12 protein-coding genes and 1 pseudogene are annotated in these 15,074 nt (G+C 70.9%); 9 read left to right on the top strand and 4 right to left on the bottom strand.

Going from position 1 to position 15,074, the window contains the following annotated elements:
- Positions 1-13 precede the first annotated feature (13 nt).
- Both ACWGI6_RS26490 and ACWGI6_RS26485 read right to left on the bottom strand, forming a co-directional pair.
- Entirely contained in the window at positions 14-1,243 is a 1,230-nt protein-coding gene (locus tag ACWGI6_RS26490) for a DUF349 domain-containing protein (protein WP_453269817.1), read from the bottom strand.
- A gap of 250 nt (positions 1,244-1,493) precedes the next feature.
- On the bottom strand, positions 1,494-2,327 hold the full coding sequence (locus tag ACWGI6_RS26485) for a peptidylprolyl isomerase (RefSeq protein ID WP_453269816.1): 834 nt from the start codon (positions 2,325-2,327) through the stop codon (positions 1,494-1,496).
- A gap of 160 nt (positions 2,328-2,487) precedes the next feature.
- On the opposite strand from ACWGI6_RS26485, the gene ACWGI6_RS26480 reads away from it, so the two are divergent.
- The 4 genes and pseudogenes from ACWGI6_RS26480 (at position 2,488) to ACWGI6_RS26465 (ending at position 6,915) form a co-directional block, all read left to right on the top strand.
- Complete coding sequence (locus ACWGI6_RS26480) at positions 2,488-3,201, top strand: MBL fold metallo-hydrolase (RefSeq protein ID WP_393906087.1); 714 nt, start codon at positions 2,488-2,490, stop codon at positions 3,199-3,201.
- Between the two features lie 11 nt (positions 3,202-3,212).
- Positions 3,213-4,436 (top strand): annotated as a pseudogene (gene hisS / locus ACWGI6_RS26475) (histidine--tRNA ligase); the annotation flags it as partial.
- A 369-nt stretch (positions 4,437-4,805) separates the two neighbouring features.
- The gene (locus ACWGI6_RS26470; protein ID WP_453269815.1) at positions 4,806-5,450 is read left to right on the top strand and encodes a vitamin K epoxide reductase family protein; all 645 of its coding nucleotides are present in this window, start codon (positions 4,806-4,808) and stop codon (positions 5,448-5,450) included.
- A gap of 94 nt (positions 5,451-5,544) precedes the next feature.
- Positions 5,545-6,915: a replication-associated recombination protein A gene (locus ACWGI6_RS26465; RefSeq protein WP_453269814.1), complete on the top strand. Its 1,371-nt coding sequence runs from the start codon at positions 5,545-5,547 to the stop codon at positions 6,913-6,915.
- 186 nt (positions 6,916-7,101) lie between these two features.
- Here ACWGI6_RS26465 and ACWGI6_RS26460 read toward each other — a convergent pair whose 3' ends face one another.
- Positions 7,102-7,854 (bottom strand): DUF2470 domain-containing protein, encoded by a 753-nt coding sequence (locus tag ACWGI6_RS26460; protein WP_453269830.1) that lies wholly within the window; start codon positions 7,852-7,854, stop codon positions 7,102-7,104.
- Positions 7,855-8,036: 182 nt separating this feature from the next.
- Between ACWGI6_RS26460 and rpsD the strand changes: the two genes are divergently transcribed.
- The gene (gene rpsD / locus ACWGI6_RS26455) at positions 8,037-8,648 is read left to right on the top strand and encodes a 30S ribosomal protein S4 (RefSeq protein ID WP_030987289.1); all 612 of its coding nucleotides are present in this window, start codon (positions 8,037-8,039) and stop codon (positions 8,646-8,648) included.
- A gap of 26 nt (positions 8,649-8,674) precedes the next feature.
- Here the strand turns inward: rpsD and ACWGI6_RS26450 are convergent, their stop codons facing one another.
- Positions 8,675-10,873, bottom strand: coding sequence for an ATP-binding protein (locus tag ACWGI6_RS26450; protein ID WP_453269813.1), 2,199 nt, complete (start codon positions 10,871-10,873; stop codon positions 8,675-8,677).
- Between the two features lie 192 nt (positions 10,874-11,065).
- Here ACWGI6_RS26450 and ACWGI6_RS26445 point away from each other — a divergent pair, with 192 nt between their 5' ends.
- From ACWGI6_RS26445 to ruvX, 4 genes are read left to right on the top strand one after another with little or no spacing between them, the layout of a single operon-like run.
- Entirely contained in the window at positions 11,066-11,515 is a 450-nt protein-coding gene (locus tag ACWGI6_RS26445) for a DUF948 domain-containing protein (RefSeq protein WP_453269812.1), read from the top strand.
- 8 nt (positions 11,516-11,523) lie between these two features.
- On the top strand, positions 11,524-11,868 hold the full coding sequence (locus tag ACWGI6_RS26440; protein ID WP_393906080.1) for a DUF6167 family protein: 345 nt from the start codon (positions 11,524-11,526) through the stop codon (positions 11,866-11,868).
- Complete coding sequence (gene alaS / locus ACWGI6_RS26435; RefSeq protein WP_453269811.1) at positions 11,868-14,537, top strand: alanine--tRNA ligase; 2,670 nt, start codon at positions 11,868-11,870, stop codon at positions 14,535-14,537. Before ACWGI6_RS26440 ends, alaS begins: the two co-directional genes overlap by 1 nt.
- 14 nt (positions 14,538-14,551) lie before the next feature.
- Positions 14,552-15,016 (top strand): Holliday junction resolvase RuvX, encoded by a 465-nt coding sequence (ruvX, locus tag ACWGI6_RS26430; protein WP_453269829.1) that lies wholly within the window; start codon positions 14,552-14,554, stop codon positions 15,014-15,016.
- The last annotated feature ends 58 nt before the right edge of the window (positions 15,017-15,074 follow it).

Here is a 15,074-nt window from a genome sequence, read left to right as displayed (position 1 = left end):
CGTCGGTCCGCTCTCAGCCGCCGAACTCCTCCAGGCCCTTGAGCGCCTGGTCCAGCAGCGCCTTGCGGCCCTCCAGCTCCCGGCCGAGCTTGTCGGCCTTGGCGTCGTTGCCCGCCGCCCGGGCCGTGTCGATCTGCTTCTGCAGCTTGTCGACCGCGTCCTGGAGCTGGCCGGTCAGCCCCGCGGCGCGGGCCCGCGCCTCAGGGTTCGTACGGCGCCACTCGGTCTCCTCGACCTCCTGGATGGCGCGCTCCACGGCGTGCATCCGGCCCTCGATCTTGGGGCGGGCGTCCCGCGGGACATGGCCGATGGCCTCCCACCGCTCGTTGATCGCGCGGAACGCCGACCGGGCGGCCTTCAGGTCCGAGACGGGGAGCAGCTTCTCGGCCTCGACGACCAGCTCCTCCTTGCGGGTCAGGTTCTCCCGCTGCTCGGCGTCACGCTCGGCGAAGATCTCACCGCGCGCCTGGAAGAAGACGTCCTGGGCGCCGCGGAAGCGGTTCCACAGGTCGTCCTCGTGCTCGCGCTGGGCGCGGCCCGCGGCCTTCCAGTCCGCCATCAGCTCGCGGTAGCGGGCCGCGGTGGCCCCCCAGTCCGTCGACTTCGACAGCGACTCGGCCTCGGCGACCAGCTTCTCCTTCGCCTTACGGGACTCCTCGCGCTGCGCGTCCAGCGACGCGAAGTGCGCCTTGCGCCGCTTGGAGAACGCCGAGCGGGCGTGCGAGAAGCGGTGCCACAGCTCGTCGTCCGCCTTGCGGTCGAGCCGCGGCAGGCCCTTCCAGGTGTCGACCAGCGCGCGCAGCCGCTCGCCGGCCGCCCGCCACTGCTCGCTGGCCGCCAGCTCCTCCGCCTCGGCGACCAGCTTCTCCTTGGCGTGCCGGGCCTCGTCGCTCTGCCGGGCCTTCTGCGCCTTGCGCTCCTCGCGGCGCGACTCGACGGCCTCGACGAGCTTGTCCAGCCGCTTGCGCAGCGCCTCCAGATCGCCCACCGCATGGTGTTCGTCGACCTGGGTGCGCAGATGCTCGATCGCGGTCGTGGCGTCCTTCGCCGACAGGTCGGTGGTCTTGACCCGGCGCTCGAGGAGGCCGATCTCGACGACCAGGCCCTCATACTTGCGCTCGAAGTAGGCGAGGGCCTCCTCGGGAGTTCCCGCCTGCCACGATCCGACGACCTGCTCGCCCTCGGCGGTACGCACGTACACGGTCCCCGTCTCGTCGACGCGGCCCCATGGGTCGCTGCTCACAGCGCCTCCTCCACATGATGCCGACGGGGGCGTGCGGCCCCCCGGCATCGTCCACAGTTTCTGTCCGGCAGAGCCGCGCCCTGGCCGGTCCGACGGGCTGTATTGCGGGTGAGGGTGGCAGCCGTCGGAGCAGGCACCCTACCCAACGCCAATCTAGGCGACCGGCGGTCAGCTGTCCGCATCCAGCGCGACGAATTTCCGCGGTTCGCACCGGGCGACGCCACAGCGCCGCCCCAGGTCGTCCGGCCGGTCAGGACTTCTTCACGGACGCCTTGTCGATCACGACGGTGGCGTTGGGCGCGGTGTTGCGGGTCTGCGGGTCGGTCGTCGAACCGGCCTTGGCGATCTTTTGCAGAACGTCCATACCGCCCGTGATGGTGCCGAACGGTGTGTAGTTCGGCGGCAGCTTGCTGTCCTGGTAGACGAGGAAGAACTGGCTGCCACCGGAGTTGCGGGTCTTCTCGCTCGCCCCGTCGTAGCGGTTCGCCATCGCGACCGTGCCCGCCGGATAGACGCCGCCCTTGAGCCGGGGGTCCTTGAGGTTCTCGTCCGGGATGGTGTAGCCCGGGGTGCCCCGGCCGGTGCCCTTCGGGTCGCCGCACTGCAGGACATGGATCCCCTGGTCGACCAGGCGGTGGCACTTGTTGTGGTCGAAGTAGCCCTGGCCGGCCAGGAAGGCGAAGGAGTTGACCGTGTGCTGCGCCTTGCCGGCGTCCAGCTTCAGATCGATCGTGCCGCAGGTCGTGGTCAGCTTCGCGGTGTAGGAGGCCGAGGTGTCGACCGACATCGCGGGCTCCTTCGACCAGGTCCTCTTCGACGGTGTGCCCTTCGCGGGCCGGTTGCAGGGGTCCGGTGCCCTGGACGGCGTCGGGGTCGCTGCGGTCCGGCCGGCTTCCTGGTCGTTGCCGCCCGCGAGCCCGGCGGAGGCGTAGACCGCGGCGCCGGCGGCCACCGTGACGGCCACGACGGACGCGATGATCACGTTGCGGCGTTTGGTCTTCTGCTGGGCCGTGGACCGCCGTTGCTGCTGACGCTCGTACTTCTCCCGGGCGAGCTGCCGCCGCCGCTGATCTTTGCTGACCACCGGTCGTCTCCTTGTCCGATCGTCGGTCGCTGTCGTGCGCCGTGGCCGTACGGTATACGGGTTCGCCCTGCCGGGAGTCCCGCCGGTAGGCTCTGGAGCTGCCGAGATGTCCGGAGGAGCGGCCCGCGGACCGACCTCCACACCGACCGTAAGGACGAACGTGCTGATTGCCGGGTTCCCCGCCGGGGCCTGGGGCACCAACTGCTACTTGGTCGCCCCCGCCGCAGGCGAGGAGTGCGTCATCATCGACCCGGGCCACCAGGCTGCCCAAGGAGTCGAGGACGCGGTCAGAAAGCATCGGCTCAAGCCCGTCGCGGTCGTCCTCACCCATGGCCACATCGACCACGTCGCCTCGGTCGTCCCGGTGTGCGGCGCGCACGACGTCCCGGCCTGGATCCACCCCGAGGACCGCTACATGATGAGCGACCCCGAGCGAGCCCTCGGCCGCTCCATCGGTCAGCAGCTCATGGGCGAACTCACCGTGGGGGAGCCGGACGACGTCAAGGAGCTGAGCGACGGTGCCGCCCTGGAACTCGCCGGGATGGAATTCTCCGTCGCGCACGCCCCGGGCCATACCAAGGGGTCGGTGACGTTCAGGATGCCCGAGCAGGCCGACGTACCGCCGGTCTTCTTCTCGGGCGACCTGCTGTTCGCCGGCTCCATCGGACGCACCGACCTGCCGGGCGGCGACCACGCCGAGATCCTGCAGTCGCTGGCGCGTGTGTGCCTGCCGCTGGAGGACTCGACCGTCGTCCTGTCCGGCCACGGCCCCCAGACCACCATCGGCCGCGAGCGCGCCGCCAACCCCTTCCTGCGGGAAGTGGCCGCCGGCCTCGGAGACGGCTTCAGCGCCGCTCCACGACGAGGAATGTGACGAGAGCTTCCGTGAGCACCTTCAAGGCCCCCAAGGGCACGTACGACCTGATTCCGCCGCAGTCCGCCACCTATCTCGCGGTGCGCGAGGCGATCGCCGCGCCGCTGAAGAACTCCGGGTACGGCTACATCGAGACGCCCGGCTTCGAGAACGTCGAGCTGTTCGCGCGCGGGGTCGGTGAGTCCACCGACATCGTGACCAAGGAGATGTACGCCTTCGAGACCAAGGGCGGCGACCAGTTGGCGCTGCGCCCCGAGGGCACCGCGTCCGTGCTGCGCGCCGCGCTGGAGGCCAGCCTCCACAAGGCGGGAAACCTCCCCGTCAAGCTCTGGTACTCCGGTTCGTACTACCGCTACGAGCGTCCGCAGAAGGGCCGTTACCGCCACTTCTCCCAGGTCGGCGCCGAGGCCATCGGTGCCGAAGACCCGGCGCTGGACGCCGAGTTGATCATCCTGGCCGACCAGGCCTACCGCGCGCTGGGCCTGCGGAACTTCCGCATCCTGCTCAACTCCCTGGGCGACAAGGAGTGCCGTCCCGTCTACCGCGCCGCGCTGCAGGACTTCCTGGGCGGGCTCGACCTGGACGAGGACACCCGGCGCCGGGTCGACATCAACCCGCTGCGGGTCCTGGACGACAAGCGCGAGTCCGTGCAGAAGCAGCTCGACGGGGCGCCCAAGCTCCGCGACTACCTCTGCGAAGCCTGCAAGGCGTACCACGAGCAGGTGCGCGAGCTGCTGACCGCGGCGGGCGTGGCCTTCGAGGACGACGAGAAGCTGGTGCGCGGCCTGGACTACTACACCCGCACCACCTTCGAGTTCGTCCACGACGGCCTCGGCTCGCAGTCCGCGGTGGGCGGCGGCGGCCGTTACGACGGCCTCTCCGAGATGATCGGCGGCCCCGCACTGCCGTCCGTCGGCTGGGCGCTGGGCGTCGACCGTACGGTGCTGGCGCTGGAGGCGGAGGGCATCACGCTCGACATCCCCGCCACGACCGCCGTGTACGCGGTACCGCTCGGCGAGGAGGCCCGCCGGGTGCTGTTCGGCTTGGTCACCGAGCTGCGCCGGGCCGGGGTCGCCACCGACTTCGCGTTCGGCGGCAAGGGCCTGAAGAACGCCATGAAGTCCGCCAACCGCTCCGGCGCGCGGCTGGCGCTCGTCGCGGGGGAGCGGGACCTGGCCGAGGGCGTCGTCCAGCTCAAGGACCTGGAGAGCGGCGAGCAGACCGCGGTCGGGGTGGCGGGGGGGGCCGTGGGGGTCGGGCGCTGGGGGGGCTGCGCCCCCGGGGCCGCCACCCCCCGTGGGGCCCGGCCGGCGAGCGGCCGTCCGGGCCCCTCGTGCTGCCGGGCGCCCGGTGTCAACGCCGGCCGCGCATTCATCCCGGAGGGGGGATTCCGGTGCCGGCGCCCGGGAGGCGGCGCGTTCCGGTGGGGGCGGCAGGGCGGGCCGGGGCGGAGCGGTAGCTGAGAGAACGCTGTGTGCGGACGCTTCGTCTTTATGTTCATCGCACAGTGGGTCATGGTGGAGTTGGGGCAGAATGAACGGCGGTGCCGCGCTCGTGGGCCCGCTTGCTCAGCCCATGTCCCAAGGGATCGACGGAACGGCGATATGACGACGACAGCGCTTGACGACGTGTCCACCGACGACGAACACGCGAGCGGCGCGGGCACCATCGGTTCCGGCCGCGGTTTCGCGCTGCTCCTGGTGATCACCGGCGCGCTCGGAACCCTGGCGGCCTGGATCATCACGCTGGACAAGTTCGAGCTGCTGAAGGACCCGACGTTCAAGCCGGCCTGCAGTCTCAACCCGATCATCTCCTGCACCAACATCATGCAGAGCAAGCAGGCGGAAGTCTTCGGCTTCCCGAACCCGATGGCCGGGCTGGTCGGCTTCGGTGTGGTCATCGCGATCGGCATGGCCCTGCTGGCGGGCGCCCGCTTCCGCCGCTGGTACTGGATCGGGCTGAACATCGGCACCCTGCTCGGCGCGGTCTTCTGTATGTGGCTGATGGCCCAGTCGCTGTACAGCATCAATTCGCTGTGCCTGTGGTGCACGCTGACCTGGTGCGTGACGATCTTGATGTTCTGGTACACCACCGCGCACAACCTCAAGCACGGCATCATCCCGGCCCCCGCGGGGCTGCGCCGGACGGTGGTGGAGTTCCACTGGGTCGTGCCCGTCCTCTGGTACGGCGTGATCGCGCTGCTGATCCTCACCAAGTGGTGGTCGTCGTACTGGAGCACCCTGCTCTGAGACGCCCCTGAGCCCGCTCGTACGGCCCTGGCGCCCCGGCCCGTCCATGACGGCGCCCGGGGCGTTGTCAGTGGGGTGACATAGGCTCGTGGACGTGGAGCCCGACCTGTTCACCGCCGCCGCCGAAGACCGTCAGGAGAAGGACCCCGCGGGGTCCCCGCTCGCCGTGCGGATGCGTCCGCGCACCCTCGACGAAGTCGTGGGCCAGCAGCATCTGCTCAAACCGGGCTCGCCGCTGCGCCGGCTGGTCGGCGAGGGCAGCGGCGGTCCCGCCGGGCCGTCCTCGGTGTTCCTGTGGGGGCCGCCGGGCATCGGCAAGACGACCCTCGCGTATGTCGTCAGTCAGGCGACGAACAAGCGCTTCGTGGAGCTCTCCGCCATCACGGCCGGTGTCAAGGAGGTCCGCGCGGTCATCGACGGCGCCCGGCGTGCCTCGGGCGGCTTCGGCAAGGAGACCGTTCTCTTCCTGGACGAGATCCACCGCTTCAGCAAGGCCCAGCAGGATTCCCTGCTGCCGGCCGTGGAGAACCGCTGGGTGACCCTGATCGCCGCGACGACCGAGAATCCGTACTTCTCGGTGATCTCGCCGCTGCTGTCCCGCTCGCTGCTGCTGACCCTCGAACCCCTCACGGACGACGATCTGCGCGGGCTGCTGGGGCGTGCGCTGACCGATGCGCGCGGGCTGGAGGGCTCGGTCACCCTCCCCGAGGACACCGAGGCCCATCTGCTGCGCATCGCGGGCGGCGATGCCCGGCGGGCGCTGACGGCCCTGGAGGCCGGTGCCGGCTCCGCGCTGGCCAAGGGGGAGAAGGAGATCACCCTCCAGACGCTGGAGGAGTCCGTCAACCGGGCGGCGGTGAAGTACGACCGGGACGGCGACCAGCATTACGACGTCGCCAGCGCGCTGATCAAGTCCATCCGGGGCTCGGACGTGGATGCCGCGCTGCACTACCTCGCGCGCATGATCGAGGCGGGGGAGGACCCGCGCTTCATCGCCCGCCGACTGATGATCTCGGCGAGCGAGGACATCGGCCTGGCCGATCCGACGGCCCTGCAGACCGCGGTGGCCGCCGCCCAGGCCGTGGCGATGATCGGCTTCCCGGAGGCGCGGATCACGCTGAGCCAGGCCACCATCGCGCTCGCCCTGGCCCCGAAGTCGAACGCCGCGTACACGGCGATCGACGCCGCCCTGGCGGACGTCCGGGCCGGTCAGGCGGGTGCGGTGCCGCCCCATCTGCGCGACAGCCATTACCAGGGCGCCCAGAAGCTCGGCCACGGTCAGGGCTACCAGTACCCGCACGACCTCCCGGGCGGTATCGCGGCCCAGCAGTACGCGCCGGACGAGGTGCACGGCAAGCGGTACTACGAGCCCACCCGCCACGGCGCGGAGGCGCGCTACGCCGATGTGGTCGAGCGCGTCCGTGTCCGCCTGCGCTCGGCCTCGGGCGAGGCTGCCGCCGATTAGGCCGTGTCATTCGGCTCAGCGGGAGCCCCGCGACGCTCCCCTCGGCCTCCGGCGAGGCGGCTGCCGCCGATGAGCCCCTGCCGGTCAGGCGGGGCGCGGCCGCACCGGGCCCCGGGGGCCGCCGACCGGCCGGGTGGCCCCGGACCGGGCGTCGCCCGCGGAGTGCCGGCTGACCGGCGGTCCGGACTACTCGGCCGCCGCCTCGAAGAGCCGGTGCATCGCCCGCCGCAGCTCCGTCACGTCCCGCACGGGCTCGGGGAAGTCGAAACGTGCGTCGAAGGACCGCTGCTCGGCGTCCGTGAAGCGGACCCGCAGCCCGAAGCGGTCCAGGCCCACCGGCACGGCGCGGTCGCGCAGTCCGCAGACCTCGCCGCGGTCGCCCAGCAGGGCGCACAGCCCGCGCACCTGCTCGCTGTGCGCCGTGTGCAGATGCTGCAGCAGCTCCGCCTCGTGGGCGGCCAGCGGATCGGGGGCCGCGGCGGCGAATGCGTCGGGCTCCACGGGCTCGGCGCCCCACAGATCGTCCACCGCACCCTCGCCGACCTCCAGGTGCAGCATCATCCAGGCGGTCCGCCCGTACAGGCCCGGTGCCGGTTCCGGCTGCAGCGCCTCACCGATGCCGAGCAGCTCGCCGACCGGGTGCCGCTCCGCGAGCAGCATCGCGGCCTCGGCACGCTGATCATTGCGTACGGGGGTCAGCCAGCCGGCCACCCAGGCCCGTCCGCGGATGCGATGAGGCACCGAAACCGGTGCGACGTCCGTGATCTCCATCACGGCTGTCAGGTCGTCGTCCTGTGCGTATGCGGCCGCCCGAGCCGCCGCAGAGTCCCCTGGAACCAGCAACAGCAGGTCTCCGGCGGGTGTCACGGTGCGGCAGACGGGAGCAGAGAGACCGGACTCGTCGGGGTCCTCGACGCCGGGGATACTCAAAGACGCCATACCATTGGACTCGACGAGGGTTCGTACGCGCTCGGCGGCAGTGGGCTGCTGGGTGTCTTCCACGGGACGCGGCTGACCCGCCTCGGTGCGGTGTGCACTGGGCAGGGGGATCCCAGGTCGAAACATGCGTTCTCCTCGCGCTAAGGTAAGCCTCACCTAACTTACACGGAGGTCCGTTCCACGTGAACCAGTCGCGTCCCAAGGTCAAGAAGTCCCGCGCGCTCGGCATCGCGCTGACGCCGAAGGCCGTCAAGTACTTCGAGGCCCGTCCCTACCCGCCCGGCGAGCACGGCCGTGGCCGCAAGCAGAGCAGTGACTACAAGGTCCGGCTGCTCGAGAAGCAGCGTCTGCGTGCGCAGTACGACATCAGCGAGCGCCAGATGGCGCGTGCCTACGACCGCGCTCGGAAGGTCGAAGGCAAGACCGGCGAAGCGCTGATCATCGAGCTTGAGCGCCGTCTGGACGCGCTCGTCCTGCGGTCGGGCATCGCCCGCACCATCTACCAGGCTCGCCAGATGGTCGTGCACGGTCACATCTCGGTGAACGACCGCAAGGTCGACAAGCCGTCCTTCCGCGTCCGCCCCGGCGACGTCGTGATGGTCCGCGAGCGCAGCCGCGAGAAGCACCCCTTCCAGGTCGCCCGCGAGGGTGGCTACGACACCGATGGTGAGACCCCGCGCTACCTCGAGGTCAACCTGCCGGCTCTGGCGTTCCGTCTCGACCGGGACCCGAACCGCAAGGAGATCCCGGTGATCTGCGACGAGCAGCTCGTCGTCGAGTACTACGCCCGCTAAGCACCACAGCAGGCGCAGCGCCACGCTCAGCCCGCCGTCTCCCCGCCGCTCGCGGAGGGGGAGGCGGCGGGCTCGTTCGTGCCCGGCGCCGTGATCCGCACCGTGCGCAGCTGTGCGGACAACAGGCCGGCGGGCCTGAGGACCCGGGTCACCGTCGCATCCAGGTCGAGCCGCTCGCCCGCGCGCCGGCAGTGCTCGTAGCGCTCGGCTCCCAGCCGCTCACGCGCCTCCTCCTCGCACCGCGCATGCGGCTGGTGGAAGTGGCGCGAGCCGAACAGCGGCAGCCCCACCGACGGCCAGATCCGTCCCGCGGCGCCCTGCAGCACCGCCGCCTCCTCCGCATCGCCCTCGCCGAGCGTCACCAGGGCCAGCAGCTCGATCGCCAGCACCGCACCCAGCAGGTCGTGGAAGGTGTGATCGATGGCCAGACACTCCTCCAGCAGCCCGCGGGCCCGCTCGCCGTCGCCACGGGTCCATGCCGCGAAGGCCAGTACGTACTGGGCGTACGCCAGCGTCCAGCGCTCGCCGTGCTCCTCGCAGACCTCCAGGACCTCCTCGCACAGCCGCTCCGCGTCCGCCAGCTCGCCCTGGAAGGCCACCGCCATCGCCAGCTCGACCTGCCCCAACAGCACATTGCTGTTGAGCTCGCCGATCTCCCGGTAGCGCAGCAGCGCCGCGCGCAGCAGCTTCTCGGCGCGCGGCATGTCGTCACAGACCAGCGCCAGACAGCCGGTGCGGTGCAGCGCATATGCGGCCGCGGTGGCGTTGCCGGTCCGCTCGGCCTCGTCGCGGCACTCCTGCAGGGCCCCCAGCGCGCCGACGGTGTCCCCCTGGACCACCGCGACATAGCCGGCCACCCACAGCGCCTTCAGCCGCGCCTCGTCGTGGTTGCTCTCCAGTTCCAGAGCCCGGTCCAGCCAGTGCCGGCCCTCCGCGAGCCGCCCGCAGCCCACCCAGTAGAACCACAGGGTGCCCGCCAGATACTGGCCCAGGTGCGTATCGGCGGGGCTCTCCAGGCTCTGTTCCAGCGCCACCCGCAGATTGGGCAGCTCGGCCTCGATCCGGGCCGCGATCTCGGCCTGCCGGGGACCGAACCAGTCCAGTTCGCACCAGGTGGCCAGCCCCAGATACCAGTCGCGGTGCCGGCGCCGCAGCCGCTCGCCGTCGGGGGTCGCCGCCAGCCAGCCCGCACCGTAGGCCCGTACGGTGTCCAGCATCCGGTAGCGCACCCCGGTCGCGGTCTCCTCGCGTGCGAGCACCGACTGGGCGACCAACTCCGTGATGACGTCGAGGAGTTCACCGGACGGCAGCTCCGGGCCCGAGCAGACGTATTCGGCCGCGTCCAGATCGAACTGCCCGGCGAAGACCGACAGCCGCGCCCACAGCAGCCGTTCCTCGGACGTGCACTGCTCATGGCTCCAGCCGATCGCGGTGCGCAACGTCCGGTGGCGGGGCAGTGCGCCGCGGGCGTTGCCGGTCAGCAGCCGGAATCGGTCGTCGAGCCGGTGCAGCACCTGGTCCACGGACAGCGCGCGCAGCCGTCCGGCGGCCAGCTCCAGCGCGAGCGGGATGCCGTCGAGACGGTCGCAGAGCGCGGTGACCGCTGCCTCGTCGGACGGCCCGACGGTGAACCCGGCGACGACGGAAGCGGCGCGGTCGGTGAACAGGGCGGTGGCATCTGCGGTGTTCATCGGCGACAGCGGCACATTCCGCTCGCCGTCGAGTCCGAGCGGCCGCCGGCCCGCGGCCAGCACCCGCAGCCCGGGAGCGCGGCGCAGCAGCTGCCCGGTCAGCTCGGCACAGGAGTCGACCAGGTGCTCATAGCCGTCCAGGACCAGCAGCAGTTCACGGTCGGCGAGGTGGTCGCACAGCGTGGCGCGCACCGGGCGGCCGGTGTGGTCGTTCACTCCCAGCGCCTCGGCGACGACGTGGTCCAGGAGGTGCGGCTCGCGCAGGGCGGCCAGTTCGACCAGCCACACCCCATCGCAGAAGCGATCCTGCAAGATTGCTGCGCCGTGGCGGGCAAGCCGCGAGGTGCCGACGCCGCCGAGGCCGGTGAGCGTCACCAGCCGGGCGCACTCCAGCTGTCGTGCCAGCGCGGCCAGTTCCTCGTGACGGCCGATGAAGCCGTTGAGCTCCGCGGGAAGATTCCCGGGCCTTCCCGGCGCCCGCAGACGCGCTGGGGAGGAGCGGAAGGCGGGGCCGGGGCGCGTGAGGCGTCGCATGGCACACGGAGCGTACTCGGCAGGATGCGGACCGTACAATCATGCCTCCGGTTTCCCCGGGCGTCCGCTCAGCGCCATGGGGAACGGGGTACGGACGGACAGTCACGGCGCGATAAGGTCAAGGTTGCCGTTCGAGCGGGACAGCTGAGCGGGAATGAGCCCAGACCAAATCAGTCGGAGTGTGGTGCCAACGTGTCCGGTGGAGAGGTGGCCGGGATCCTCGTGGCCGTCTTCTGGGCCATCCTTGTGTCGTTCCTCGCCCTCGTGCTGGTGAGGCTCGCACAGACCCTCAAGGCGACGACCAAGATGGTGGCCGAGGTGTCCGAACAGGCCGTCCCGCTCCTTGCCGACGCCTCCGCGACCGTCCGCTCCGCGCACACCCAGCTGGCCCGCGTCGATGCCATTGCCGCCGACGTCCAAGAGGTCACCGCCAACGCCTCCGCGCTCTCCTCGACCGTCTCCTCCGCCTTCGGCGGTCCGCTGGTCAAGGTGGCGGCGTTCGGCTACGGCGTGCGCCGCGCGATCGGCAAGAAGGGCGAGGAAGCCCCTGCTGCCGGGCGCGCAGAGCGCACCGTCGTCCTCGGCCGTACCCTGCCCGGCGCCCGCCGTGGTGGGCGCCGTAACCGTCGCTCCAAGGACTGATCACAGCGATGTTCCGCCGCGCATTCTGGTTCACCACCGGCGCCGCCGCCGGGGTGTGGGCCACCAACAAGGTCCACCGCAAGCTGCGCAAACTGCAGCCCGACAGCCTCGCCGCACAGGCCGCGGACAAGGCCGTCGAGACCGGACACCGGCTGCGCCAATTTGCATTGGACGTACGGACGGGAATGGCGGACCGTGAAGAGCAGTTGCACGAAGCCCTGGGGCTCGGGGAGCCGAGCGAGGTGCGTGAGCTGCCCGCACCGCGCCGTGCGGAGCTCGAACCGCAGTACCGAACCACGAGAACAACCGGACCTACCGGTCTGACCGGGCCGAATGGAAAAGAGGACCACTGATGGAGTCGGCTGAAATCCGCCGCCGCTGGCTGCGCTTCTTCGAGGAGCGCGGGCACACCGTCGTGCCGTCGGCGTCGCTCATCGCGGACGACCCGACGCTGCTGCTCGTCAACGCGGGCATGGTCCCCTTCAAGCCGTACTTCCTCGGTGAGGTCAAGCCGCCCGCTCCGCGCGCCACCAGCGTCCAGAAGTGCGTCCGTACGCCGGACATCGAAGAGGTCGGCAAGACCACCCGGCACGGCACGTTCTTCCAGATGTGCGGCAATTTCTCCTTCGGCGACTACTTCAAGGAAGGCGCCATCAAGTACGCCTGGGAGCTGCTGACCGGCTCCCAGGCCGACGGTGGCTACGGCCTCGACCCGGAGCGCCTCTGGATCACCGTCTACCTGGAGGACGACGAGGCCGAGCGCATCTGGCACGAGGTCATCGGCGTGCCCAAGGAGCGCATCCAGCGCCTGGGCAAGAAGGAGAACTACTGGTCCATGGGCGTCCCGGGCCCCTGCGGCCCGTGCTCCGAGATCAACTATGACCGCGGTCCGGAATTCGGTGTCGAGGGCGGCCCGGCCGTCAACGACGAGCGGTACGTGGAGATCTGGAACCTCGTCTTCATGCAGTACGAGCGGGGCCTGGGCACCGGCAAGGAGGACTTCGAGATCCTCGGCGACCTGCCCAGCAAGAACATCGACACCGGCCTCGGCCTCGAGCGCCTGGCGATGATCCTGCAGGACGTCCCGAACATGTACGAGACGGACACCCTCCGTGTCGTCATCGACAAGGCCACCGAGCTCTCCGGTGTCCACTACGGCGCCTCGCACGACTCCGACGTCTCGCTGCGCGTCGTCGCCGACCACATCCGTACGTCCACGATGCTCATCGGCGACGGCGTCACCCCCGGCAACGAGGGCCGCGGCTACGTCCTGCGCCGCATCATGCGCCGCGCCATCCGGAACATGCGCCTGCTCGGGGCCGGCGGGCTGGTGGTCGGCGAGCTGATGGACGTGGTCATCAAGACCATGGGCCAGCAGTACCCGGAGCTGCTGGAGGACCGCCGCCGCATCGAGACGGTCGCCCTCGCCGAGGAGGCCGCCTTCGTCAAGACGCTGAAGGCCGGCACCAACATCCTCGACACCGCCGTCACCGACACCAAGGCCTCCGGCGGCACGGTCCTGCCCGGCGACAAGGCCTTCCTGCTCCACGACACCTGGGGCTTCCCGATCGACCTCACCCTCGAAATGGCCGCTGAGCAGGGCCTTTCGGTGGACGAGAACGGCTTCCGCCGCCTGATGAAGGAGCAGCGGGACCGCGCCAAGGCCGACGCCCAGGCCAAGAAGAGCGGTCACGCCGACCTGTCCGCCTACCGCGAGGTCGCCGACAAGTCCGGCGCCACGGAGTTCACCGGCTACAGCGCCACCGAGGGCGAGTCCACCGTCGTCGGCCTGCTGGTCAACGGCGTCTCCGCGCCCGCCGCCCACGAGGGCGACGAGGTCGAGGTCGTCCTGGACCGCACCCCCTTCTACGCCGAGGGCGGCGGCCAGCTCGCCGACGCCGGCCGGATCAAGCTGGACTCCGGCGCCGTCGTCGAGGTCCGCGACGTCCAGCAGCCGGTGCCCGGCGTCACGGTCCACAAGGGTGTCGTCCAGGTCGGCGAGGTCGTGCTCGGCTCCACCGCGTACGCCACCATCGACGTCACCCGCCGGCGTGCCATCGCCCGCGCCCACAGCGCCACCCACCTCACGCACCAGGCGCTGCGCGACGCCCTCGGCCCGACGGCCGCGCAGGCCGGCTCGGAGAACTCCCCGGGTCGCTTCCGCTTCGACTTCGGCTCGCCTGCCGCCGTGCCCGGCGGGGTCCTCACGGACGTCGAGCAGAAGATCAACGAGGTGCTGGGCCGTGAGCTCGATGTGCACGCCGAGGTCATGAGCATGGAGGACGCCAAGAAGCAGGGCGCCATCGCCGAATTCGGCGAGAAGTACGGCGACCGCGTCCGCGTGGTCACCATCGGTGACTTCTCCAAGGAGCTGTGCGGCGGCACGCACGTCCACAACACCGCTCAGCTGGGCCTGGTGAAACTGCTCGGCGAGTCCTCCATCGGCTCCGGCGTACGCCGGGTCGAGGCGCTGGTCGGGGTGGACGCCTACAAGTTCCTGGCCCGCGAGCACACCGTCGTCTCCCAGCTCACCGAGCTGGTCAAGGGACGTCCGGAGGAGCTGCCCGAGAAGATCTCCGGCGTCCTGGCCAAGCTGAAGGACGCCGAGAAGGAGATCGAGAAGTTCCGCGCGGAGAAGGTGCTGCAGGCCGCCGCCGGGCTGGCCGAGGGCGCCAAGGACGTCCGCGGTGTGGCGCTGGCCGCCGGCCAGGTCCCGGACGGCACCTCCGCCGACGATCTGCGCAAGCTGGTGCTCGACGTACGCGGCCGGATCCCGGGCGACCGTGCCGCCGTGGTGGCGCTCTTCACGGTGGCCAACGGCCGCCCGGTGACGGTCATCGCCACCAACGAGGCCGCCCGCGAGCGCGGCATCAAGGCCGGTGACCTGGTCCGTACGGCCGCCAAGACGCTCGGCGGCGGTGGCGGCGGCAAGCCGGACGTCGCCCAGGGCGGGGGCCAGAACGCCGCCGCGGTGCCCGAGGCCATCGAGGCCGTCGAGCGCCTCGTCGCCGAAGCGGCCTGACGCACGTGAGTGAGATGCGACGCGGCCGGCGCATCGCCGTGGATGTCGGGGACGCCCGTATCGGGGTCGCCTCGTGCGACCCCGACGGGGTCCTCGCCACTCCCGTCGAGACGGTGCCGGGACGTGACGTCCCGGCAGCGCACCGTCGGCTCAAGGCGATCGTCGAGGAGTACGAGCCCCTCGAAGTCGTGGTCGGCCTGCCCCGCTCCCTGAACGGGGGAGAGGGGCCGGCCGCGGTCAAGGTCCGGGCCTTCGCCCAGGAGATGGCCCGGAACATCGCACCCGTAGGGGTCCGGCTGGTCGATGAGCGGATGTCGACGGTCACCGCGACCCAGGGCCTGCGGGCCTCGGGCGTGCGGAGCAAGAAGGGCCGCTCGGTGGTCGACCAGGCGGCCGCTGTGGTCATCCTGCAGAGCGCGCTGGAGACCGAACGCGTCTCCGGGGAACCCCCGGGCGAGAGCGTCGAAGTGGTCATCTGATCGCGGTACGGTAACGTTCCGCGCGATGTGCGGCGTTCGAACAGCCGCGCGTGCAAGT

This window comes from Streptomyces sp. NPDC054786 (assembly GCF_053611685.1).
Note: the sequence above shows the minus strand (reverse complement) of the source record. Positions and strands in the feature narration are given on the sequence as shown.

Excerpts from the sequence above, each read along its gene's own strand:
- ACWGI6_RS26470 (WP_453269815.1), top strand. The coding sequence starts at position 4,806 with ATGACGACGACAGCGCTTGACGACGTGTCCACCGACGACGAACACGCG.
- ACWGI6_RS26460 (WP_453269830.1), bottom strand. The coding sequence starts at position 7,854 with ATGGCGTCTTTGAGTATCCCCGGCGTCGAGGACCCCGACGAGTCCGGT.
- ACWGI6_RS26450 (WP_453269813.1), bottom strand. The coding sequence starts at position 10,873 with ATGCGACGCCTCACGCGCCCCGGCCCCGCCTTCCGCTCCTCCCCAGCG.
- ACWGI6_RS26440 (WP_393906080.1), top strand. The coding sequence starts at position 11,524 with ATGTTCCGCCGCGCATTCTGGTTCACCACCGGCGCCGCCGCCGGGGTG.
- alaS (WP_453269811.1), top strand. The coding sequence starts at position 11,868 with ATGGAGTCGGCTGAAATCCGCCGCCGCTGGCTGCGCTTCTTCGAGGAG.
- ruvX (WP_453269829.1), top strand. The coding sequence starts at position 14,552 with ATGCGACGCGGCCGGCGCATCGCCGTGGATGTCGGGGACGCCCGTATC.